This window comes from Staphylococcus schweitzeri (genome assembly GCF_002902405.1).
GTDB lineage: Bacteria > Bacillota > Bacilli > Staphylococcales > Staphylococcaceae > Staphylococcus > Staphylococcus schweitzeri.
On record NZ_PPQS01000042.1, the window covers coordinates 72,950 to 94,060 of the forward strand.

24 protein-coding genes are annotated in these 21,111 nt (G+C 31.0%); 18 read left to right on the plus strand and 6 right to left on the minus strand.

Going from position 1 to position 21,111, the window contains the following annotated elements; genetic code table 11:
- Together CD116_RS09610 and CD116_RS09615 are read left to right on the plus strand one after the other, a co-directional pair.
- Positions 1-693, plus strand: coding sequence for a 6-carboxyhexanoate--CoA ligase (locus tag CD116_RS09610; protein ID WP_047529856.1), 693 nt, complete (start codon positions 1-3; stop codon positions 691-693).
- Positions 694-703: 10 nt separating this feature from the next.
- Positions 704-1,171, plus strand: a complete 468-nt coding sequence (locus CD116_RS09615; RefSeq protein WP_047549895.1) for a QueT transporter family protein — start codon at positions 704-706, stop codon at positions 1,169-1,171.
- A 51-nt stretch (positions 1,172-1,222) separates the two neighbouring features.
- Here CD116_RS09615 and hlgB read toward each other — a convergent pair whose 3' ends face one another.
- The 4 genes from hlgB to CD116_RS09635 all read right to left on the minus strand — a co-directional run bounded on the left by hlgB (position 1,223) and on the right by CD116_RS09635 (position 6,406).
- Positions 1,223-2,200: a bi-component gamma-hemolysin HlgAB/HlgCB subunit B gene (gene hlgB, locus CD116_RS09620; protein WP_047549892.1), complete on the minus strand. Its 978-nt coding sequence runs from the start codon at positions 2,198-2,200 to the stop codon at positions 1,223-1,225.
- Between the two features lies 1 nt (position 2,201).
- On the minus strand, positions 2,202-3,149 hold the full coding sequence (locus tag CD116_RS09625) for a leukocidin/hemolysin toxin family protein (protein ID WP_047549889.1): 948 nt from the start codon (positions 3,147-3,149) through the stop codon (positions 2,202-2,204).
- A 558-nt stretch (positions 3,150-3,707) separates the two neighbouring features.
- On the minus strand, positions 3,708-4,637 hold the full coding sequence (gene hlgA / locus CD116_RS09630; protein ID WP_047549885.1) for a bi-component gamma-hemolysin HlgAB subunit A: 930 nt from the start codon (positions 4,635-4,637) through the stop codon (positions 3,708-3,710).
- A 488-nt stretch (positions 4,638-5,125) separates the two neighbouring features.
- Entirely contained in the window at positions 5,126-6,406 is a 1,281-nt protein-coding gene (locus tag CD116_RS09635; protein WP_047549883.1) for a B domain-containing protein, read from the minus strand.
- 460 nt (positions 6,407-6,866) lie between these two features.
- Between CD116_RS09635 and CD116_RS09640 the strand changes: the two genes are divergently transcribed.
- Both CD116_RS09640 and CD116_RS09645 read left to right on the plus strand, forming a co-directional pair.
- A complete protein-coding gene (locus CD116_RS09640) occupies positions 6,867-7,733 on the plus strand; it encodes a cation diffusion facilitator family transporter (protein WP_047529867.1) in 867 nt (288 codons plus the stop codon).
- Between the two features lie 318 nt (positions 7,734-8,051).
- Positions 8,052-8,738: a 2,3-diphosphoglycerate-dependent phosphoglycerate mutase gene (locus CD116_RS09645; RefSeq protein ID WP_047425786.1), complete on the plus strand. Its 687-nt coding sequence runs from the start codon at positions 8,052-8,054 to the stop codon at positions 8,736-8,738.
- A 154-nt stretch (positions 8,739-8,892) separates the two neighbouring features.
- Here CD116_RS09645 and CD116_RS09650 read toward each other — a convergent pair whose 3' ends face one another.
- A complete protein-coding gene (locus CD116_RS09650; protein WP_000762708.1) occupies positions 8,893-8,997 on the minus strand; it encodes a putative metal homeostasis protein in 105 nt (34 codons plus the stop codon).
- Positions 8,998-9,175: 178 nt separating this feature from the next.
- Between CD116_RS09650 and CD116_RS09655 the strand changes: the two genes are divergently transcribed.
- From CD116_RS09655 to CD116_RS09670, 4 genes are all read left to right on the plus strand, one after another.
- The gene (locus tag CD116_RS09655; RefSeq protein WP_047549881.1) at positions 9,176-10,615 is read left to right on the plus strand and encodes an MDR family MFS transporter; all 1,440 of its coding nucleotides are present in this window, start codon (positions 9,176-9,178) and stop codon (positions 10,613-10,615) included.
- A 120-nt stretch (positions 10,616-10,735) separates the two neighbouring features.
- Entirely contained in the window at positions 10,736-11,515 is a 780-nt protein-coding gene (locus tag CD116_RS09660) for a transporter substrate-binding domain-containing protein (RefSeq protein ID WP_031787176.1), read from the plus strand.
- Positions 11,496-12,215, plus strand: a complete 720-nt coding sequence (locus CD116_RS09665) for an amino acid ABC transporter permease (protein ID WP_047425796.1) — start codon at positions 11,496-11,498, stop codon at positions 12,213-12,215. The genes CD116_RS09660 and CD116_RS09665 overlap by 20 nt, the downstream gene beginning before the upstream one ends.
- On the plus strand, positions 12,212-12,943 hold the full coding sequence (locus tag CD116_RS09670; RefSeq protein WP_047529873.1) for an amino acid ABC transporter ATP-binding protein: 732 nt from the start codon (positions 12,212-12,214) through the stop codon (positions 12,941-12,943). The genes CD116_RS09665 and CD116_RS09670 overlap by 4 nt, the downstream gene beginning before the upstream one ends.
- 94 nt (positions 12,944-13,037) lie before the next feature.
- Here CD116_RS09670 and CD116_RS09675 read toward each other — a convergent pair whose 3' ends face one another.
- Positions 13,038-14,288, minus strand: a complete 1,251-nt coding sequence (locus CD116_RS09675; RefSeq protein ID WP_047549878.1) for an aminoacyltransferase — start codon at positions 14,286-14,288, stop codon at positions 13,038-13,040.
- A 253-nt stretch (positions 14,289-14,541) separates the two neighbouring features.
- On the opposite strand from CD116_RS09675, the gene CD116_RS09680 reads away from it, so the two are divergent.
- The 10 genes from CD116_RS09680 (at position 14,542) to CD116_RS09725 (ending at position 20,885) form a co-directional block, all read left to right on the plus strand.
- Positions 14,542-14,904: a DUF4467 domain-containing protein gene (locus tag CD116_RS09680; protein ID WP_047425801.1), complete on the plus strand. Its 363-nt coding sequence runs from the start codon at positions 14,542-14,544 to the stop codon at positions 14,902-14,904.
- Between the two features lie 19 nt (positions 14,905-14,923).
- Positions 14,924-15,523 carry a DsbA family protein gene (locus tag CD116_RS09685; RefSeq protein ID WP_047549875.1) on the plus strand — a complete coding sequence of 200 codons (600 nt, stop codon included), beginning with the start codon at positions 14,924-14,926 and terminating at the stop codon, positions 15,521-15,523.
- 27 nt (positions 15,524-15,550) lie between these two features.
- Entirely contained in the window at positions 15,551-15,631 is an 81-nt protein-coding gene (locus CD116_RS09690) for a hypothetical protein (protein ID WP_224757351.1), read from the plus strand.
- A gap of 161 nt (positions 15,632-15,792) precedes the next feature.
- Positions 15,793-16,044 (plus strand): type II toxin-antitoxin system Phd/YefM family antitoxin, encoded by a 252-nt coding sequence (locus CD116_RS09695; RefSeq protein ID WP_047549871.1) that lies wholly within the window; start codon positions 15,793-15,795, stop codon positions 16,042-16,044.
- Positions 16,044-16,310 carry a Txe/YoeB family addiction module toxin gene (locus CD116_RS09700; protein WP_047549868.1) on the plus strand — a complete coding sequence of 89 codons (267 nt, stop codon included), beginning with the start codon at positions 16,044-16,046 and terminating at the stop codon, positions 16,308-16,310. The genes CD116_RS09695 and CD116_RS09700 overlap by 1 nt, the downstream gene beginning before the upstream one ends.
- Positions 16,311-16,601: 291 nt before the next feature.
- Entirely contained in the window at positions 16,602-18,149 is a 1,548-nt protein-coding gene (adcA, locus tag CD116_RS09705) for a zinc ABC transporter substrate-binding lipoprotein AdcA (protein ID WP_047425807.1), read from the plus strand.
- 184 nt (positions 18,150-18,333) lie between these two features.
- The gene (locus CD116_RS09710; protein WP_047549859.1) at positions 18,334-18,801 is read left to right on the plus strand and encodes an SRPBCC family protein; all 468 of its coding nucleotides are present in this window, start codon (positions 18,334-18,336) and stop codon (positions 18,799-18,801) included.
- A gap of 83 nt (positions 18,802-18,884) precedes the next feature.
- Positions 18,885-19,070, plus strand: a complete 186-nt coding sequence (locus tag CD116_RS09715; protein WP_047425811.1) for a hypothetical protein — start codon at positions 18,885-18,887, stop codon at positions 19,068-19,070.
- Positions 19,071-19,285: 215 nt separating this feature from the next.
- Positions 19,286-20,110, plus strand: a complete 825-nt coding sequence (locus CD116_RS09720) for a formate/nitrite transporter family protein (RefSeq protein ID WP_000572040.1) — start codon at positions 19,286-19,288, stop codon at positions 20,108-20,110.
- Between the two features lie 238 nt (positions 20,111-20,348).
- Entirely contained in the window at positions 20,349-20,885 is a 537-nt protein-coding gene (locus CD116_RS09725) for a GNAT family N-acetyltransferase (protein WP_047549856.1), read from the plus strand.
- Positions 20,886-21,111: the final 226 nt, after the last annotated feature.

The window sequence follows — 21,111 nt, forward strand, 5'->3', positions numbered from 1 at the left end:
ATGTATAGTATAAAAATGCGTTCTAGCAATCAAGATGTTCATATTAGTGGTGCTGAAACGATTTGTGAGTTTGACAAAATAGAACAGACGATACAAAGGTTTTATAATAAAGGTTTTTTTCATGAAAATGGGCAACCGGATTTTCTCAATATAAAAATCCAAAAAATTGTGGAACCGATTCAACAAATAAAAGCATTGCCTATTATTGAGGATGATAAAGAGAATCTCCAAAATTTAACACAGGAATGTGGTATCACTGAACAAGCGCTAAATCAAGGGATGACATATATTAAAAATGAAACGGTTTATAAAGGAGCTATTATTCTGTCTACTACGTCTGGTAAACGTTTAGATTCATTTGGACAAAGGGGGATTAGGGCAACACACTTTTCGTTTGAAGATATAAATAATAAAGGTGATCTTAATGAAAGAGTGATTGATGCCTTAGCTATTGCTAGTTGTATCAGTGCGCATCCGTATGTCAAAGGAGAACTTTGTGTGTCGGATGACTTAACGTATACGACAGGTTATTTTGCGTCTGCTAAAATTGGTTACCATCGATTATTTGATATTAAACCAGTTAATACGAGATATGGAGGTAGAATAATATTTGTAGACGATAGTATTGATTTAAATCATTATATATCATTTTTAGAAAGCACACCGAAGCAAGTTATTTATAAAAAGGTATAGGGGTTTTAGTATGACATCAAAAGATATTACTCAAATTAGTGTCATTGCTGCGATTTTAACCATTTTTGCAGTTTTGAAAATACCATCCATTATACCAGGATTAGACTTTCAATTATCTGCACCGGCAGCATTATTAATATTAGCTTTCTTTGGAATTAAAAAGTACTTTTTAGGCGGACTTTTATCAAGCATATTATTGCTGGTATTTGGCGTATTTAATCCAATTAATGTGATCATTTCTATTATATTTAGAGTTATAGCTATTGCAGTTATTTATTTATTGAAAATAAATGTTCTATCATTAGTTTTAGCAAGTGTATTAGGCAGTTTGGTATCTAGACTACTATTATCAATTATTTTAAATTTACCTGTGTGGGCAGTATTATTAAACGCGATTCCAGGAGTAATATTCACTTTAACTGTAGCTATTCCTTTATATATCACATTGAGAAAAAGAATTGCAGTCTTACTAAGGTAATAAATTAAATCACGGTCGTCACAATTACTGGTGTCGACCGTGTTTGACTAGCTATTTATTGTTTTCAGTTTCTTTTGTATCTAATAATTTCACTTTGTGATTTTCCCAATCGATTTCATATGTTGATTTAAATGTTCTTGTTTTATAGTTTTTATAATTCGCGCCTGCCCAGTAGAAACCATTCCAACGAATTTGGTATAAGTCCATCTCGCGTTGGTAAGTTACAGTTAGTTTAGATTTTTTAGCTCCATCTTGTCTATGAGATAGTACGCTTAAAAATTCTGGATTAAAGTTGCTTCTAGATAATAATGGCATTTGGTGTTGTGCTATGAAGTTTTGACCAGCGTTTGCGCTGCTTTGTCTGCCAGCTAAGAAGAGTTCATTACCATATGTTGGGTGGAAGCTATCACGTCCATAAGGTCCCCAACCATTATTCATAATTTTATGTGCTTCAACACCCCAGCCAACATTTTTATAATTTGTGTTGCGACTTAAAGTAGTTCTGTAACTTTCTTGTTTATAATTGATTGTTTCAGAAAAAGCCGTATTTCCATTCAGTCCGCCAGATAAGCCATTAGAGATACTAATGTCACCACCAAATGTATAGCCTAAAGTATTTTGAACTTGAAACTCTTCATTTTGATTTTTTGGTGCATAATCAACGACGTTTACTGAATCGTTAGATTGTGAGCTTATAGATACATTGTATTTAGCGCCCCAATATATTTTTGAAAAGTCGTAGTCTTTAGGGTTTGGTCTTTCATAACCTGAGTTAATATTTCCAGTAGCTTTAAGTACTAAAGTATCTTTATCATAACTTTTATCTTTAATGAAATTGAATGTTAAAATCTGTGAAATATTAAATTTATCGGAGTCTGCTGTTGCTGTTGTTTTGTATAAAGTAACTTTATCATCGACTTTTTTGACGTTTACTGGTGTGATTTTGCCTTCAGCGTTAGCAGTATTTGAAAGTAATAGCAATGCCATGGACGTAGCAACGGATGATTTGACTATATTATTCATTTTCATATCAGTTCTGTCCTTTCACTTTGATTTCATGTGTCTTCCAATTAACTTCATATTTCACAGTATAATTTCTATTCACAAATGCATTATGGATTCTATGGCCATCTAAATAACTGTTACCATAATGAGTCGATCTTTTAATGGCATGTGTGACATCCATATTTCGACCATAAGTGATTTCAAATTCACTTGTGTCGCCTGAACCTTTTTCATGAGATACTGTTGCGATAAATGAAGGGTTAAAACCACTTTGTACTAGAGGTGGTAGTTCATTATCTGGAACAAAGTAATCTCTAGGGTCTTTACTATGTGGTTTATAGCCTACAAATAAATCGCTATCGAATGCTGATTTTTGACCTGATGGAGAGGTGAATGCATTTGCTTTGATACCCCATAAAATACTTTTAGAGTTTTGTTGTTCTACTTCACTGACATAATTTTGTTGTGTGTAGCTAATTGATTTAGAATAGTTAAATGAACCATTACCACCAAGTGATGGTGCAGATTGGAATTTACCACCGATATTGTATCCTAATGTCTGACTCACATTTGTAGATTCTATTTTATTTTTCGGTAGATAATTTATTAAAGAAACATTTGGATCATTTGTTTTTAACCCAATATTATATTGGAATGGCCAACGCATAGATTTAACATGATCCGTATTTTTATAGTTGTAATATGTTGTTCGAGAACTAATGAATCCTTGCATTTTTAAAATTAATGCGTCTTTGTTATATTTTTTATCCTTCACAAAGTCGAATTGTATATTTTGAGTCACGGCCCATTTATTACTTGTTTTATCTTCTGTCCTTTTGATAATTTCTACATCACTTCCTTTACCGATGTCTTCAGTATCGTTAGCAGCTTTAGCGTTTTCGAATAACGGATTGGCAAGAGGGGCAAGTAAGCTTACACATAAAGTTGTAGCTAATATTTTATTTCTAAGCATAAGTTTCACTTTCTTTCTATATTATTATTTAACTTAATTAAATAATAATATATTTTGGGCGTTATTTTAATTAACTGTTCATTAACAATTGACCTATATCAACTATTTTGAAATGCTGTTTAAAATCCTGAAATTCCGTTCAATAGGGTCTTTTTAATTGAAATGCCAAAAGCTAATTTTGAGTGAAAATAAGTTATTAAACCATTGATAATGTTGATGATTATTAACTTTTGATAGTAACCGTTTTCACGAATGTCCATTTAGTTTTTTGATTCAATGTTTGTAAAAGTTAAATAATGGGTTTTACAATTCTGTTTATTTATCTTTAACAATTAATTATTTATTAACTTGAGAATAATTATTTAAGGGTTTAAGTTAAATAATTTCATTGTGTTCTGTGTATTTTTACTATGATGAGAAAGTAAATTTTCATGCGATTCAGTTGTTATTACTAAATTTAATGTCGTGTAACATTACTTGTTATCAGTGTAGGATGTAATAAGTAAAAAATCCTGAGACAAGTATGAAGTGTCTCAGGATTGTCATATTGTTATATGTTTATTTAGGATTGATATTTTTTATTTTTACTTCATGTGTTTTCCAGTTCACTTCATATTTAACTGTAACGTTTCTATTTTTAAAAGCGTCATGTTTTCTATCTACGGCTAAGCGATGTCTTGTCACATATGAGTATGTGGCATCCATGTTTCTACCATATGTGATTTCAAATTCACTTTTATCTCCTTTATCTTTTTCGTGTGACAATGTTGTAATAAATGATGGATTAAAGCCACTTTGAATTAACGGTGGTAATTGGTTATCTGGAACGAAATAGTCTCTTGCTGATGGTCCAGTTGGGTCTTGTGCAAATAAATAACGATCATATGCAGATATTTGACCATTTGGTGTAACGAATGAATTTGCTTTAACGCCCCATTTAACACCTTTAGAATTTTGACTTTCTACTTCAGTAACATAGTTTTTTTGATTATAACTAATTGTTTTAGAATAGTTGAATGAACCGTTACCACCAATTGATGGTGCTGATTGGAAGTTACCACCAATGTTATAGCCTAATTTCTGGCTCACATCTGCTGATTCTATTTTGTTTTTAGGTAGGTAATTAATTAAATCAACATTAGGATCTTTTGTTTTTAAACTAATGTTATATTGGAATGGCCAAATCATTCTTTTAATATAAGGATATTTTTTTAAATCTGAGTAAGTGGTTCTAGAACTAATAAAGCCTTGCATCTTTACAACTAAGGCATCTTTGTTATATTTTTTATCTTTTACAAAATCAAATTGTATATTTTGTGTTATAGCCAACCGCTTACTAGTAACATCTTGTGTCCTTTTGATGATTTCTGCACCTTTACCGATATCTTCTATATTGTTTTCTGCTTTAGAAATATCTATAAATGGATTGCCTAAAGGAGCGATTAAACCAACAGTTAAAGTTGCTGTTAATATTTTATTTTTTATCATAGAAATCACATTCTTTCTATTTGATTTTTCTTTCATATTTAGAATAATCTATTGGTAAGCGTTTTCAAATTAACTATTTGTTAACAGTTAATTATTATTAATATATATGTAAAGGCGCTTTTAATCATTGGCAAATGATGTTTTACTGTTTATTTGTATTTGAGGAAATTTTTTGGCATAGAACTTTATATAGCGGTGCAACTAAGATTTGTAAGATTGATTTAACTATTCTTTTAATAAATGAAGTTAAAGAGGGGAAGATTGTGACATAATTTGTAGTGATACATTGTTAATAAAGTTGAGTGAATTCAACGAAAATATAAACTATTCGTTAATGAAGAAATTTTTATTTAACATAGTAAAAAGGGAAAATGATGAGTTTGACAAATAGGGACTGGATATCGAAGGTTTTAATATAAATAATAATAAGAACCGTTGATTCATTTTAGGAACAACGGTTCTTTTTCACGGATATTTTAATACGAAAATTATTTAAAAATTAATGTAAGACTAGGGAAGATATTTTTGAATGATGTTGCTGTTTCAGCTGTAGTTATAGCAGCTTTAACTACTTTTGGATTTTGATAAAATGCATATAATACTTTACCTGTGTTTAAAGTTTCAGTTACATAGTTTCTTACTTGTGCATATGATTTAGATACATAATTTTTTTGATCTTCAACTTTTAATGGTTGGATGTATGATTTGTATCCATTACCAAAAACTGATAGTACAGTTTTATCTATTGTACCTTTATATTTAAAATATTTATCAGTGTAGTACTTTGCAGTGTCATATTTATCTTTATAGCTTTTATAAGTATCTGTTAAATACTTGTAACCATAGTTAAATGAATTTTTTAATGATTGGTAGTAACCTAGTAATTTTGATTGAGGAACCTCAACTTTTGGAGATTCTGCTTTAGGTTTTTCAATTTGTGGTGATTGAATTTGAGGAGCCTCAACTTTTGGCGCCACTTTCTTTTCAGCATCTTTTTGAGCTACCAACACGTCTAATTGTTTCTGTAGGTGTTTTTGAACATCCATAGGAGCTTTGTTAACTTCACGTTGTGCTAAACGTCTATTTTCAATAGAATCTTTCTCGTTTAATTTTGTAATCGCATTATTTGCAGCTTTCACACGCTCATCATGACGTACGATTGCTTTTTCGATAGAAACTTTTTCAACAAAGCGGTTGTTTTTATCACGTAAATCTTTTGGTAATTTTGAGTTAGCTTCATAAGCTGCTGATTTATCATGTGGAGCTTTGTTATCTTGGAAATCTTGGATAGCTTTATTAGCATTTTCAATGTTTTGACGTTCTTTTGCTTTAGGTGATTGGATTGACTCAACCCAAACTTGTTGGCTTCTATCAGGATTTTCTTTAATTTGTGCAATGTAATTATTTTTCTCAGCTTCAGTTAAGTTTTTGTTATTATGAATATCGTAAAAAGCATTTTGTTGTGCAACACGACGTTCAGGATTTTTACTGTCTTTAAGTGACTCACTGAAAACCTCTTGAGCGCGTTCAGGGTGTTCGCGTAAAGTTTTTATGTATTGGTCACGTTGTTCTTCTGTGATGCCTTTCAAATGTAATACTTGGTAAAATGCTTTTTGTTGATCAGTTACATAATTGTTTTGAGTTGTTTGTTGCTTAGTTGAAGTTTGTTGCGAATTTTCACTCGCTTTTGCTTCCCCATTTGAAATCATTGTAGCTAAAGTAATAGTTGCTGCCCCAACTAGCAACTTAGAGATGTATTTGTTTTTCATGTTAATTCCCTTTCTTTTTACATATTAAATTTATTGTATGCTTTTAGAATTTATCACAGGCACATACAAAAGGAAATTAACTAATTATTAACTAATGTTAACTAATCGATTAACTTGTGTTAACTAACCAAATAAGCTTTTTATTCAGAATATTCAGCGTGTTTTTAGAGGATAGAAATGAATGTAGTTTTGACATATTTTCTAACAAATAGGGGAAGTTAGGCACCTTTCTAGCTCATAAAATTCGCAGAAAATAGAGGAACGCATTAGATAGCTTCGCTACTAATGCATAAGCCTTTCTAGCTCATAAAATTCGCAGAAAGGCTAAAAAAATTATTAGGGAATACTAAAGAAATAATTAGATTAATTTTATAAAAATTTATAAAAAATAAAAACGTTGTAAATTTAAAATGAATCATTCATAATATTGTTACTATACTAATTCAAGGTGGTTCAACACATGTCTCATAGTGAAAATCTTAAATTGGCACAACGTGGTGCTTATTTAAGTTTAACCGTATATATTATCTTATCCATAGTTAAATATGTGACAGGTTTTGTCTTTAATTCTGCAGCAGTTAGAGCAGATGCATTAAATAATATGACAGATATTATTGTATCTTTAGCAGTTATCATTGGATTAAAAATTTCTATTAAACCAGCTGATAGAAATCATCCATATGGTCATTTGAAATCTGAAAATATATCTTCATTGTTAGTGTCATTCGTTATTATGTTTGTCGGTATCCAGGTAGTTATTCAAAATGGACCTCGTCTATTTAAAGAAGATGATGTTGTGCCAAATGCAATAACAATTATTATCAGTTTAATCAGTGGTCTTGTTATGTTGGCTGTTTTTATTATTAATCAACGCTTAGCGAAAAAGACGAAAAGTAGTTCTTTAAATTCAGCTGCAAAAGATAATCTATCTGATAGTTTAGTTAGTATCGGAACAGCAATTGGATTAATATTTACACAAATAGGCTTTCCAATTGTCGATATTATTTTGGCCACACTTTTAGGTTTATTAATTGTTTATACAGGTTTCGGTATTTTTAAGGAAGCCATATTTATGTTGAGTGATGGATTTAACGAGACAGAATTAGAAGAGTATCGCAACGATATTTTAGAAGTTGATGAAGTACAAGATGTTAAAAGTATTAAAGGACGATATCACGGAAGTAGTGTGTTTATCGATGTAACAATTGTTGTGGATGCGCGTTTATCTTTAGTAGAAGCGCATCAAATTTGTGATAAAGTTGAACATCATTTACATAAGCAAGGTATATCTTCAGTATATGTACATCCTGAACCGGATCATTTATAAAGTTTAAACACTTCAATAGATACAATTGTATCTATTGAAGTGTTTTTCTTTCCGTTTTAATTAGGGTAACCTAAAAATATTTTTAGAATCTTAGAAAATTAAAATGAAAAGGTGTATAATATGTTTTGTTAATAGGAAGTTATTTGTTTATGAATTAAATAAATGAAAATGGGTAATAGAATTTATGTATTCTATATCTATAAACTATCGGTTTAAATTTTTGATCTTAAAGTAAACCATAAGATTCATTACAAAATTTAAATCATTTCAGTTTTTCCAGAATAACATCCTAAGATAAAAGGAAAGAGGTTATTAGTTATGCCAAAATTAATTTTATGTCGACATGGACAAAGCGAATGGAATGCTAAAAATTTATTTACTGGATGGGAAGATGTTAATTTATCTGAACTAGGTATTAATGAAGCTACTAGAGCAGGAGAAAAAATAAGAGAAAATAATATTGCTATTGATGTAGCATTTACATCATTACTAACACGTGCTTTAGATACAACGCATTATATTTTAACTGAATCTAAACAACAATGGATTCCAGTATACAAAAGCTGGCGCCTAAACGAACGTCATTATGGTGGATTGCAAGGTTTAAATAAAGATGATGCTAGGAAAGAATTTGGTGAAGAGCAAGTTCACATTTGGCGCCGCTCTTATGATGTAAAACCGCCAGCAGAAACTGAAGAACAACGTGAAGCTTACTTAGCTGATCGTCGTTACAATCATTTAGACAAGCGCATGATGCCATATTCAGAAAGCCTTAAAGATACGTTGGTACGTGTGATTCCATTTTGGACAGATCATATTTCGCAATACTTATTAGATGGTCAAACAGTATTAGTTTCTGCACATGGAAATTCTATTCGCGCATTAATTAAATATTTGGAAGATGTTTCTGATGAGGATATTATTAACTACGAAATTAAAACAGGTGCCCCGCTTGTTTATGAATTAACAGATGATTTAGAAGTTATAGATAAATATTACCTATAAAAAAGAGCTGCATGTACACAAGGAGTGAGTGTATATGCAGCTCTTAAATATGTGAAGTAATGTAAGGAAATAGTAAGTATAGAGTTAAATATATTGACGAGCTAGGGATACTCGAAAATATAGTTAGATATACAATATAGTCAAATTAAAACAATTATTTCGCTCTTTTATGTTGTTTAATAATTTTCAAAGCACGCTTTCTTGTTTTAATGTTAGGGCTATTTAAATTACGACGAGCAGTCTGTAAATCTAATTTCATCTCTATCCCTCCTTGTATATATATTATGCCTCATTATTATCTAAATGTAAATAGTAATCATTACGTTTTATGTGAATTTTGGAATAAAGACGTGCTTATTTATTGAAAAATAGGTATAATTGCCGAATGTCTAAAAATTGCGGGATATATTTTAGGCAATGAGGGGGGATATATTTAAATGTCGAAGAAACAAAAGCTTACGATGATTATAACAATGTTAATGGGCGGCTTCTTTGGATTACTTAATGAAACATTATTGGTAACAGCTTTACCAAGTATTATGGAAGATTTTGATATTTCTTATACTCAAGTACAATGGCTGACTACAGCATTTTTATTAACTAATGGGATTGTTATTCCATTATCAGCACTAGTGATACAACGTTATACAACAAGACAAGTATTTTTAGTTGGTATATTAATCTTTTTTGTGGGGACATTGCTTGGCGGATTTAGCCCACATTTTTCAATTTTACTAATCGCACGAATTATTCAGGCATTAGGTTCAGGAATTATGATGCCACTAATGATGACTACAGTTTTAGATATTTTCGCACCGCATGAACGTGGTAAATATATGGGGATTTTTGGTCTAGTGATTGGTTTAGCTCCAGCTATTGGGCCGACCTTATCTGGATATTTAGTCGAATATTTAAATTGGCGTTCATTATTTCACGTTGTCGCACCAATTGCAGCGATTACGTTTTTAGTAGGTTTTAAAACAGTTAAAAATGTAGGTACAAATGTCAAAGTGCCTATAGATATGCTTTCTATTATTTTATCTGTGCTAGGTTTCGGTGGATTGTTATACGGTACAAGTTCAATTTCTGAAAAAGGATTTGATAATCTAATCGTATTGATTGCAATGATTGGTGGTATTGTACTCGTTGCATTATTTGTATTGCGTCAATACCGTTTAACGATACCATTGTTGAATTTTGGGGTATTTAAAAATAAACAATTTACTGTTGGTATTATTATTATGGGTGTCACTATGGTCTCGATGATTGGATCAGAAACAATATTACCAATTTTTGTACAAAACTTACTGAATCGTTCAGCTTTAGATTCTGGTTTGACATTATTACCTGGTGCTATTGTAATGGCATTTATGTCAATGACTTCAGGGGCGCTATACGAAAAGTTCGGCCCGAGAAAATTGGCATTAGTAGGTATGTCTATTGTAGTTATTACGACTGCTTATTTTGTAGTCATGGATGAGCATACATCTACGATTATGTTAGCAACAGTATATGCAATAAGAATGGTGGGAATAGCTTTAGGACTAATTCCGGTTATGGCACATACAATGAATCAACTGACACCTGAAATGAATGCACATGGCTCATCTATGACTAACACTGTACAGCAAATTTCTGGTTCAATTGGTACAGCAATTTTAATTACTATTTTATCTCATGCTAGTAAAAACTTTTCCCCTAATATATCGGACTATCACAGATTGAATAAAGTCGAAATGATAAATCAAATTAAAATTGATTCTATGTTACATGGCTATCATGCCGGGTTCTTATTTGCTATGTTAATCACAGTTATTAGTTTCTTTTGTTCATTTATGTTACAAGGAAAGAAAAAAGAGGTTGATCAACAGCAATAAAGATAAGTTGTTAGCTATATAACGCTTTTTAACAAAAGTTCAACATATTGACTTATCTCGCGTTTCAGATTAAAATATTTTTATTCCGATTAGAATAATAAGAATAAGGAGATATATTCTATGAAAAGACTTTTATTTGTGATAATAGCTTTTGTTTTCGTACTAGCTGCATGTGGTAATGATTCGTCAAAAGACAAGGAAGCTAGTAAAGATAGTAAGACAATTAATGTTGGCACTGAGGGAACTTATGCACCATTTAGTTTCCATGATAAAGATGGTAAATTAACTGGTTATGATATCGATGTTATTAAGGCAGTGGCGAAAGAAGAAGGTTTGAAACTTAAATTTAACGAAACATCTTGGGATTCAATGTTTGCAGGACTAGATGCAGGGCGTTTTGATGTAATTGCGAACCAAGTTGGTATTAATCCAGATAGAGAAAAGAAATATAAATTTTCAACACCGTACACATTTTCTAGTGCTGTATTAGTTATTCGTGAAAATGAGAAAGATATCAAAGATTTTGATGATGTTAAAGATAAGAAATTAGCACAAACATTTACGTCTAATTACGGTAAATTAGCTAAAGACAAAGGTGCTGATATTACAAAAGTTGATGGCTTTAATCAATCAATGGATTTATTATTGTCTAAGCGTGTTGATGGTACATTTAATGATAGTCTGTCATACTTAGATTATAAAAAACAAAAACCTAATGCTAAGATCAAAGCTATTAAAGGTAATGCTGAACAAAGTAAATCTGCATTTGCATTTTCTAAAAAAGTAGATGACAAAACAGTTCAAAAATTCAACGATGGCTTGAAAAAAATCGAGGAAAACGGTGAATTAGCTAAAATAGGTAAGAAATGGTTTGGTCAAGATGTTTCTAAATCTAAATAGTGAACAATTACATGCACTTGATGCTGCAAAACAAGCTTTCGGGCCAATGCTCGAAGGTTTAGTAAAATATTCTATTCCAATTACATTAGTTACATTTGTATTAGGATTGATTATCGCATTATTTACAGCATTGATGCGAATTTCAACGAGTAAAGTTTTGAGAAGTATTGCACGTGTCTATGTATCAATTATTCGAGGCACACCAATGATAGTACAATTGTTTATCATATTTTATGGTATTCCTGAATTAGGTAGATTGCTAACAAATGACGCAGACAATCAATGGACATTGGCACCTGTGGTTGCTGCTATCATTGGATTATCATTAAATGTAGGTGCTTATGCTTCTGAAATTATTCGAGGTGGTATCATTTCGATACCTAAAGGTCAAACGGAAGCGGCTTATTCCATTGGTATGACATATCGTCAAACGGTTCAACGTATTATCTTACCGCAGGCAATTCGAGTTTCTATTCCTGCTTTAGGAAATACATTTTTAAGTTTAATCAAAGATACATCATTACTAGGATTTATTTTAGTAGCAGAAATGTTTAGAAAAGCTCAAGAAGTTGCGTCTACAACATATGAATATTTAACAATTTATGTGTTAGTAGCGCTAATGTACTGGGTGGTATGCTTTATTATTTCAATTATCCAAGGTATCTATGAATCTTATATTGAAAGAGGGTATCGCTCATGATTCAATTGAACAATATCCATAAATCATTTAATGATGTTGAAGTAATCAAAGGAATTGATTTATCTGTTGATAAAGGTGAGGTTGTAACTTTAATTGGTCGTTCAGGCTCTGGTAAAACAACATTGTTACGTATGATTAATGCATTAGAAATTCCAACAGAAGGTACTGTTTATGTTAACGGCAAAACATATACATCTAAAGACAAAAAATCACAAATAGAAGTTCGTAAACAATCTGGTATGGTATTTCAAAGTTATAATCTTTTTCCTCATAAGACTGCATTAGAAAATGTAATGGAAGGCCTTATTACCGTTAAAAAGATGAAAAAGGTTGAAGCACGAGAAAAATCACTGGAATTACTTGAAAAAGTTGGTTTGACACATGTTAAAGATCAACGACCACATGCATTGTCAGGTGGTCAACAACAACGTGTTGCAATTGCGAGAGCATTAGCGATGAACCCTAAAGTGATGTTATTTGATGAACCAACATCTGCACTTGATCCTGAACTTGTGAATGACGTTTTAAAGGTTATTAAAGATTTAGCAAATGAAGGTATGACAATGGTCATTGTGACACATGAAATGCGTTTTGCTAAAGAAGTATCGAATAACATTGTATTTATTCACGAAGGTATGATTGGAGAACAAGGGGCACCTGAAGATATATTCAATCGTCCGAAAACAGAAGAATTAAGACGTTTTTTAAATGTAATAAATGAAGATTAATAAAATAGAACCACACATTATGTTAATATGGCGAATTTGCCATGAACATGATGTGTGGTTCTTTGTTATGTTTACGAGACAACATATTAATCTACTAATGGCGTTTGTGATTTAAATACTGTTGAACTTTATAAAACATTGGTTTAATTGGTTTAATAAAATCACCAATATACTCTTCAACATGGGCGTTAAAACCTTTTTTGAATTGTTGTACACCGTAGTCTTCAGCAGACTCTGAGAAGTCTCCGGTAATACCATAGAAGTTATAACGATCGATATGATGCGCTTTGGCAAATTTAATCATTTCCCATTGCAAATGATAAGCACCCATGTAAGCATTATATTTAGGATTTGAACCACTCGATAAATAATAAACTTCATGGTTATTATAGATGAACAATGCGGAGGCTAAGTTTAACACTGCACCATCTTGTTCAATTTGTTCGATTGTATTGTCGATTTTACGCTTATTACTATTTAGCTGTTGTTCTAACTGTGTACGTTTTGTTTTATTTTTCTTCGAATTAGGACTCTCTTTTAACGCTTCTTCAACACCTGAGAGTTCAGCAGCTAATTGCTGTTGTTTTAATTGCAAAGTCTTTAAATAATCGTTCAAATCAATATAAGCTAACTTTAACATAGCGTGCTCACCATATAAGTTTTGCATTTCTTCAAAGTATGGTAACTCTCGGAATTTGAAACCGTGTTTTTCTTCAGCCATATGGAATAAGTCGAAAAATGTTTGTGTTTCATCAATCGTTAATGTTTTTGTTTTTACACCAATATCATATGTTTTTTTAATATTACGTCGTGTCTGGTAATCCATTTCTTTTAATAGTTGCTCTTCTGATTTATCTTTTAAATCTAATACTGACAACCAGCGAATTTGACTCATCGAATCATAACCAACTGAAAAGCCTTGATGTTTATAACCTAATGATGACATTATTTTGACGAATGCGCGATTATCAAAAGATTTAATAATTTCGCCATCTGCATTACGTAAGTTTTCAATTAAATATGGGTCTACAAGTACATATAAACAATTTTGTTTCTTCAAATATGAAGTTAGTGATTTAAAGAAAAATGAGACTAATGATTGATTTGTATAATCCATCACTGGTCCACGATGTGTATAGAAATATTTGAAAAACTTAAGTGTACGTGCCTCTGTTAATAAGCAGGCTGCTACTATTTCTCCGCTGTCATCTTTAACTCCCACTAGATGCACATCACGTTTTAAATCAACTCGATTATCAAAATGAATAGCTGATTGTGTGTAATGTGAGAAATACTTTGTTGTAAATTCATTGAATTCTTCTGAAGTCAAAGTTACAAAGTCCATTTTTATCCCTACCCTCTCTGAATAGAACTGCAAAATTTCAATTTATTAATAATGCTATTATTTCATTTTATCAAAAAATGATTGTAAACACACATGCAAAATTAAATATAATTTTTTGTTAGTATACATAACAATTATATATTTGTTGTTTTATAATAAATGCATAACAGTTGTTGTAGCGCGTTGATGTTAGACGGTGTATAGTAATAAATATATTGAAAGTTAGTTGGATATGAAATTAGGAGTGGATGTATTGAAGCGATTGGTAATAACAATATTTTTATTACTTATCTTTATGGTGGGATGCGGTAAAGATAAATATGTGAAAGAAATAGATGAAGCAGTTAAACTTCAAAATCAGAAGCAAGAGCAACTAGCTAAAAATGGCAATGGTGATCGTGTTGATCATTTTGAACGCAAAGATGCTAATATTTATGTCTACGATAAGGATAAAATCATCATTTTAGCATATAAACCGTTGAGTAATGATGATGAAGTACATTATTTTGCTTACGATTTTAGTGGTAAACATGTGACATATAAAAAGGATTTTGATTCTAGACGATACTATCAACAAAAAGAAGCAGATTATCAAGAGGAAAATATAAGAAACTAGTCTATGAATAGGAGTAACTATGACTAAAAAATTAATAACTATACTTATTGTAAGCATGTTAGTTTTAACAGCTTGCGCTAAAAAAGAATCAGCAACGACATCTACGAAAAGTGGTAAGCCATTAATTGTCATCTATGGGGATTATAAATGTCCTTATTGTAAAGAATTAGACGAAAAGGTTATGCCGAAATTAAGAAAACATTATATAGATAACCACAAAGCGGAATATCAATTCGTAAATTTAGCTTTCTTAGGTAAAGATTCAATAGTAGGTTCGCGTGCGAGTCATGCAGTTTTGATGTACGCACCTAAATCATTTTTAGATTTTCAAAAGCAACTATTTGCTGCGCAACAAGATGAAAATAAAGAATGGTTAACAGAGGCAGTATTAGATAAACAAATTAAAAATCTTCATTTAGATAAAAAGACGGAAAATAAAATTATAAAAGATTACAAGTCGAAAGATAGCAAGTCTTGGAAAGCTGCAGAGAAAGATAAAAAAATAGCTGAAGATAATCATATAAAAACGACACCAACTGCATTTATTAATGGTGAAAAAGTCGAAGATCCATATGATTATGAAAATTATGAGAAGTTATTAAAAGATAAAATTAAATAGTCTTAATTGTTGAGATGAGTAAGTGATATCAATTTATTAGGACAATATAATAAGGCAATTTCTATTAGCAATATGATAGAGATTGTCTTTTTAATGTATGAAGTTTAAATAGGTGAAAATTACTTTGTAAACATTGTTTAGTAGGGAATTAGTATAGGATAGGTATTGATTCATCCCCGTGCAAAATCTTGGTTAGTAATTTTTTGTATCTCTTGTTTTATTGTACAAATATTTGTACAATTGAGATGTGTTAAAAGGAGGAGATAAATATGATTATTAAAAATTATTCATACGCTAGACAGAATTTAAAGGCACTTATGACAAAAGTAAATGATGATAGTGATATGGTAACTGTAACATCTACTGATGATAAAAACGTAGTAATCATGTCAGAATCAGATTATAACTCCATGATGGAAACACTTTACCTTCAACAGAACCCAAACAATGCTGAACACTTAGCTCAATCAATTGCAGATCTAGAACGTGGCAAAACTGTAACGAAAGATATAAATGTATAATGACTAGGTTAAATATTACGTTCTCGCCTCAAGCCTTTGAAGATTATGAGTATTTTCAGCAGAACGATAAAAAAATGGTGAAGAAGATTAATGAGTTACTTAAAAGTATCGACAGAAATGGTGCATTGAAAGGTATAGGTAAGCCTGAAAAGTTAAAATCGAATCTGACTGGGTATTATAGTAGACGTATCAATCACGAACATAGACTTGTTTATACAGTAGATGGCAATCATATAAAAATAGCCTCATGTAAATACCATTATTAAATCTAAAAATCACACTATAAAATTAGGGTAAGTTATTTTAGGACAATATGATAAGGCAATTTCTATTAGCAATATGATAGAGATTGTCTTTTTTTACATTATGACGTTCGTAAATACAATAAAGCTTTCAGTATCATATGTGTACAATGGTCATGTATTAGATATATTGCAAGGTGGTAAATACCTAAAGTATGATTCGATTTTATATTATTTGTAAAAACAGTGCTTGTATTTTAAGTAGCATGAGTATATAATTTTAAAACGTAAAGATTACTATTTAGGAGGGTGACTATGAAAAAGAAATTAGGTATGTTACTTCTTGTGCCAGCCATTACTTTATCATTAGCAGCATGTGGGAATGATGATGGGAAGGATAAAGATGGTAAGGTAACTATTAAAACGACTGTGTACCCATTACAATCATTTGCACAGCAAATTGGTGGGAAACACGTAAAAGTATCGTCAATCTATCCAGCAGGAACAGATTTACATAGTTATGAACCAACGCAAAAAGACATTTTAAGTGCAAGTAAGTCAGACTTGTTTATGTATACAGGGGATAATTTAGATCCAGTTGCTAAGAAAGTAGCATCAACAATCAAAGATAAAGATAAGAAGTTATCTTTAGAAGATAAATTAGATAAATCAAAACTTTTAACTGATCAGCATGAGCATGGTGAAGAACATGAACATGAGGGGCATGATCATGAAAAAGAGGAACATCATCATCATGGCGGATATGATCCACATATATGGTTAGATCCTAAAATTAACCAAACTTTCGCTAAAGAAATTAAAGACGAGTTAGTGAAAAAAGATCCAAAACATAAAGATGATTACGAGAAAAATTATAAAAAATTAAACGACGATCTTAAAAAACTTGATAATGATATGAAGCAAGTTACAAAAGATAAGCAAGGTAATGCGGTATTCATTTCGCATGAATCAATCGGATACTTAGCTGATCGTTATGGTTTTGTACAAAAAGGTATTCAAAATATGAATGCTGAAGATCCATCACAAAAAGAATTAACGAAAATTGTTAAAGAAATTAGAGATAGTAATGCTAAATATATTCTTTATGAAGATAACGTAGCGAATAAAGTGACTGAAACCATTCGTAAAGAAACAGATGCAAAACCGTTAAAATTCTATAACATGGAATCTTTAAATAAAGAACAACAGAAAAAAGATAACATCACTTATCAATCATTAATGAAAACAAATATTGAAAATATCGGCAAAGCTTTAGATAGTGATATTAAAGTGAAAGACGACAAAGCTGAAAGTAAACATGACAAAGCGATTTCTGATGGTTATTTTAAAGATGAACAAGTTAAAGACCGTGAACTTAGCGACTATGCTGGTGAATGGCAATCTGTTTACCCATATTTAAAAGATGGTACGCTTGATGAAGTAATGGAACATAAAGCTGAAAATGATCCTAAGAAATCTGCAAAAGATTTAAAAGCTTATTATGACAAAGGATATAAAACTGATATTTCTAACATTGATATAAAAGGAAATGAAATTACATTTACTAAAGATGGTAAGAAACATACTGGTAAATATGAATACAATGGTAAGAAAATATTGAAATATCCTAAAGGAAATCGTGGTGTAAGATTTATGTTTAAATTGGTAGATGGTAATGATAAAGATTTACCGAAATTCATCCAATTTAGCGATCACAACATTGCGCCTAAAAAGGCAGAACACTTCCATATCTTCATGGGTAATGATAATGACGCGTTATTAAAAGAAATGGATAACTGGCCAACGTACTATCCTTCAAAATTAAATAAAGACCAAATTAAAGAAGAAATGTTAGCACATTAATTCAATAGGTTTACACACTTTATTCAGCTGTTAATAGCTGAATAAAGTGTGCTTTTTTATTTTGTAGTTATCATTTTTAATAGAGGGAATGATTAATATTACCATAGTTTCTAACAAATGATTTGATAACATATATCACTCAATGCATGTTAAGATGAGTAAATATAAAATAGGGAGTGAGTAGATGACGATTAAAGTTGAAGATAATAAAATTATTTTTTCAAGAACGATACAAGCGCCAATAGAAAAGGTATTTGATGCTTACACTAAAAAAGAATTATTTGAAAAATGGTTTCATCCAAAAGGAGCTAACACAAAAGTATTTCACTTTAATGCAATTACTGGTGGCGATGCATTTTATGCAATTAAAACACCTGCACTGACGAGCTATACGTTAGTAGAATACGAAGCGGTTAAACGCCCATATTTAATTGAATACATTGACTCATTTGCAACATCAGAGGGCAACAAAGATACTAAAATGCCAAGTATGAACATAACTTTATCATTTTCAGAAACTAGTAAAACCGAGACGACTGTGACATCTATTTCCACATTTCCAACGAAAGAAGCAGCTCAACAAGTAATTGAAATGGGTGTTGAAGAAGGAATGAATCAAACTTTAGATCAACTTGATGCATTATTGAAATAAAGTTGTTGAAAATATGTAAAAACTTTTTTGTTTCATTCGGTTTATAATAATCTTGTAATATTATAAAAATGAGGGATGATTCAATGGTAGAACGTTATATCAAAGTTTTAATATTATATATTTTTACAACACTATTATCTTCTATTTCAGTAACGTCAAAATGTGTACCTAATAAAGGGATAAGGTTTATTTTACGAACTGCAATTGGTTACAGTGTATTTGCCTACGGTTTACATTTCTTTTCAAACTTAAAAAAATATAAAAAATAGCTTGATAACAAAGCGAGATAAAATGAGCGTCGTAATATCTTAAAGTACAAAGGTATTAGCCAATCACGCGATTTATCTCGCTGCTTTTATGAAAGAAAACTACATATTTGAGACAATAAAAAGATTTTTCTGAAATTTAATCTATCAATTACATTGATTTACTAATATAATTAGAAAGTGAATTTTATTTGATCAAAGTAAATGGGGGAAGTACTGTGATAGAAAATAAGAAAACAGTTGAAGATACATATTCAACAGGCGCAATTGTTGATTCAATATCATCTTCAGTACAGATGAAGCAAGTAATGGTACAGCAAACACCTGGCCGATACATGCTTAAAGCAATGATGGCAGGATTTTTACTCTCAATCGTTACCGTATTTATGTTCGGAATAAAGACACAGTTTGCGAGTACTCATGTAGATGGGCTCATCAATTTAATGGGAGCCATTGCATTTAGTTTAGGTTTGATTTTAGTTGTATTAACTAACTCTGAATTATTAACAAGTAACTTCATGTATTTTACAGTAGGCTGGTATTATAAAGTCGTTTCTGTTAAGAAGATGACTTGGATTTTATTATATTGTTTCTTAGGAAATATTTTAGGTGGGTTTGTACTATTTTTCTTAATGAAATTTGCACATGTCATGACACCTGAAATGACACAAGCTTTAACAGCTTTAGTTCAGAAAAAGACTGTTGATTCGACATGGTTGAATATTTTTACAAAAGGTATTTTCTGTAACTTCTTTATTAATATTGGTATTTTCATTTCTATGCAATTCAAAGGCGGCTTAACAAAGGCATTTTTCATAGCTTGTGGTGTTGTTGTCTTTGTATACATGGGATATGAACACGTTGTGTTCAATGCAGGTCTTTACGCAGGCATGGTATTCTTTAACCTTGATGCAGTTTCATGGTTACACGTTTTAAAAAATATCGTTTTTGCTTTCTTAGGTAACTTTGTCGGTGGCGGTATTTTTGTAGGTCTCGTTTATGCTTTCTTAAATGGTAAGCGTAATCGTTTAGAGCAACAATAAATAAGATATAGTGGTTAAATAGCGTTACAATGAAATGAATCATCCTTCTAAACCATTCATGTATTTGAATGGTTTTTTACGTTTAGAGAGTAAATTTTAATATGATTCATGCGAGTATTGGTGTATTCATATGAAGCATCCTTTCTGACATGTGATAAATTTATTGGTACACTTTGATGGATAATTATTTTAAAAACAAAATACGGTTAAATCATCATAAAAAAGAGTGGGGACTAATATGACAAAAACAATGATTCGACTCGCAAGTGAACAAGATGCAGAAAAGTTGCAACAACTCATGCATGAAGCATTTACACCTCTAAGAGAACTAGGTATTGATTGGCCTTCAGTCAACGCAGATATAGATGCTGTTAAAGAAAACATAGATAAAAATACTACATTTGTCATGACTATTGACGATGAAATTATCTCTACCATTACAGTTAGATATCCTTGGAGCAGTTTAAAAAGTATTTCTGGTTACCCTTTTGTCTGGTGGTTTGCGACTAATCCGGCATATGAAGGCCAAGGCTATGGCAGTCAATTGCTTACTTATGTTGAAGAAACATTTTTACGAGACACGTTAAAGGCAGCTGCAGTAACTTTAGGTACATCTGCTAGATTGCATCCATGGTTACTTAAAATATATGAAAAAAGAGGCTACGAAATTTATAGTGAACATGAGAATGATGATGGTGATTTAGGTGTTATCATGCGTAAAGTTCTTATTCCTGAACGGTTTGAAGAATCTGTCTTAGGACAACCACCATTTTAAGATAATCACATACACTACAAGCGACCAATGTGTTGATGCTTGCTCAAATGAATGTTGAGTAAGTGTTAATATATTGGTCGCCTTTTATTTTAGGAAATATAAAAAATGTATAAGGAATATGCATGACTACAGGCATCAGGGAATTCCCTGATTTTACATTATAATGTGATTCTTTTCACAAAAATAAAGTGATTTGGTATACAATACGTGTGAAAGGGTTGGTAAA

Bases quoted from the DNA above. Each gene is read 5' to 3' on its own strand.
- CD116_RS09610 (WP_047529856.1), top strand. From the start codon at position 1: ATGTATAGTATAAAAATGCGTTCTAGCAATCAAGATGTTCATATTAGT.
- CD116_RS09615 (WP_047549895.1), top strand. From the start codon at position 704: ATGACATCAAAAGATATTACTCAAATTAGTGTCATTGCTGCGATTTTA.
- hlgB (WP_047549892.1), bottom strand. From the start codon at position 2,200: ATGAAAATGAATAATATAGTCAAATCATCCGTTGCTACGTCCATGGCA.
- CD116_RS09625 (WP_047549889.1), bottom strand. From the start codon at position 3,149: ATGCTTAGAAATAAAATATTAGCTACAACTTTATGTGTAAGCTTACTT.
- hlgA (WP_047549885.1), bottom strand. From the start codon at position 4,637: ATGATAAAAAATAAAATATTAACAGCAACTTTAACTGTTGGTTTAATC.
- CD116_RS09635 (WP_047549883.1), bottom strand. From the start codon at position 6,406: ATGAAAAACAAATACATCTCTAAGTTGCTAGTTGGGGCAGCAACTATT.
- CD116_RS09640 (WP_047529867.1), top strand. From the start codon at position 6,867: ATGTCTCATAGTGAAAATCTTAAATTGGCACAACGTGGTGCTTATTTA.
- CD116_RS09645 (WP_047425786.1), top strand. From the start codon at position 8,052: ATGCCAAAATTAATTTTATGTCGACATGGACAAAGCGAATGGAATGCT.
- CD116_RS09650 (WP_000762708.1), bottom strand. From the start codon at position 8,997: ATGAAATTAGATTTACAGACTGCTCGTCGTAATTTAAATAGCCCTAAC.
- CD116_RS09655 (WP_047549881.1), top strand. From the start codon at position 9,176: ATGTCGAAGAAACAAAAGCTTACGATGATTATAACAATGTTAATGGGC.
- CD116_RS09660 (WP_031787176.1), top strand. From the start codon at position 10,736: ATGAAAAGACTTTTATTTGTGATAATAGCTTTTGTTTTCGTACTAGCT.
- CD116_RS09665 (WP_047425796.1), top strand. From the start codon at position 11,496: ATGTTTCTAAATCTAAATAGTGAACAATTACATGCACTTGATGCTGCA.
- CD116_RS09670 (WP_047529873.1), top strand. From the start codon at position 12,212: ATGATTCAATTGAACAATATCCATAAATCATTTAATGATGTTGAAGTA.
- CD116_RS09675 (WP_047549878.1), bottom strand. From the start codon at position 14,288: ATGGACTTTGTAACTTTGACTTCAGAAGAATTCAATGAATTTACAACA.
- CD116_RS09685 (WP_047549875.1), top strand. From the start codon at position 14,924: ATGACTAAAAAATTAATAACTATACTTATTGTAAGCATGTTAGTTTTA.
- CD116_RS09695 (WP_047549871.1), top strand. From the start codon at position 15,793: ATGATTATTAAAAATTATTCATACGCTAGACAGAATTTAAAGGCACTT.
- CD116_RS09700 (WP_047549868.1), top strand. From the start codon at position 16,044: ATGACTAGGTTAAATATTACGTTCTCGCCTCAAGCCTTTGAAGATTAT.
- adcA (WP_047425807.1), top strand. From the start codon at position 16,602: ATGAAAAAGAAATTAGGTATGTTACTTCTTGTGCCAGCCATTACTTTA.
- CD116_RS09710 (WP_047549859.1), top strand. From the start codon at position 18,334: ATGACGATTAAAGTTGAAGATAATAAAATTATTTTTTCAAGAACGATA.
- CD116_RS09715 (WP_047425811.1), top strand. From the start codon at position 18,885: ATGGTAGAACGTTATATCAAAGTTTTAATATTATATATTTTTACAACA.
- CD116_RS09725 (WP_047549856.1), top strand. From the start codon at position 20,349: ATGACAAAAACAATGATTCGACTCGCAAGTGAACAAGATGCAGAAAAG.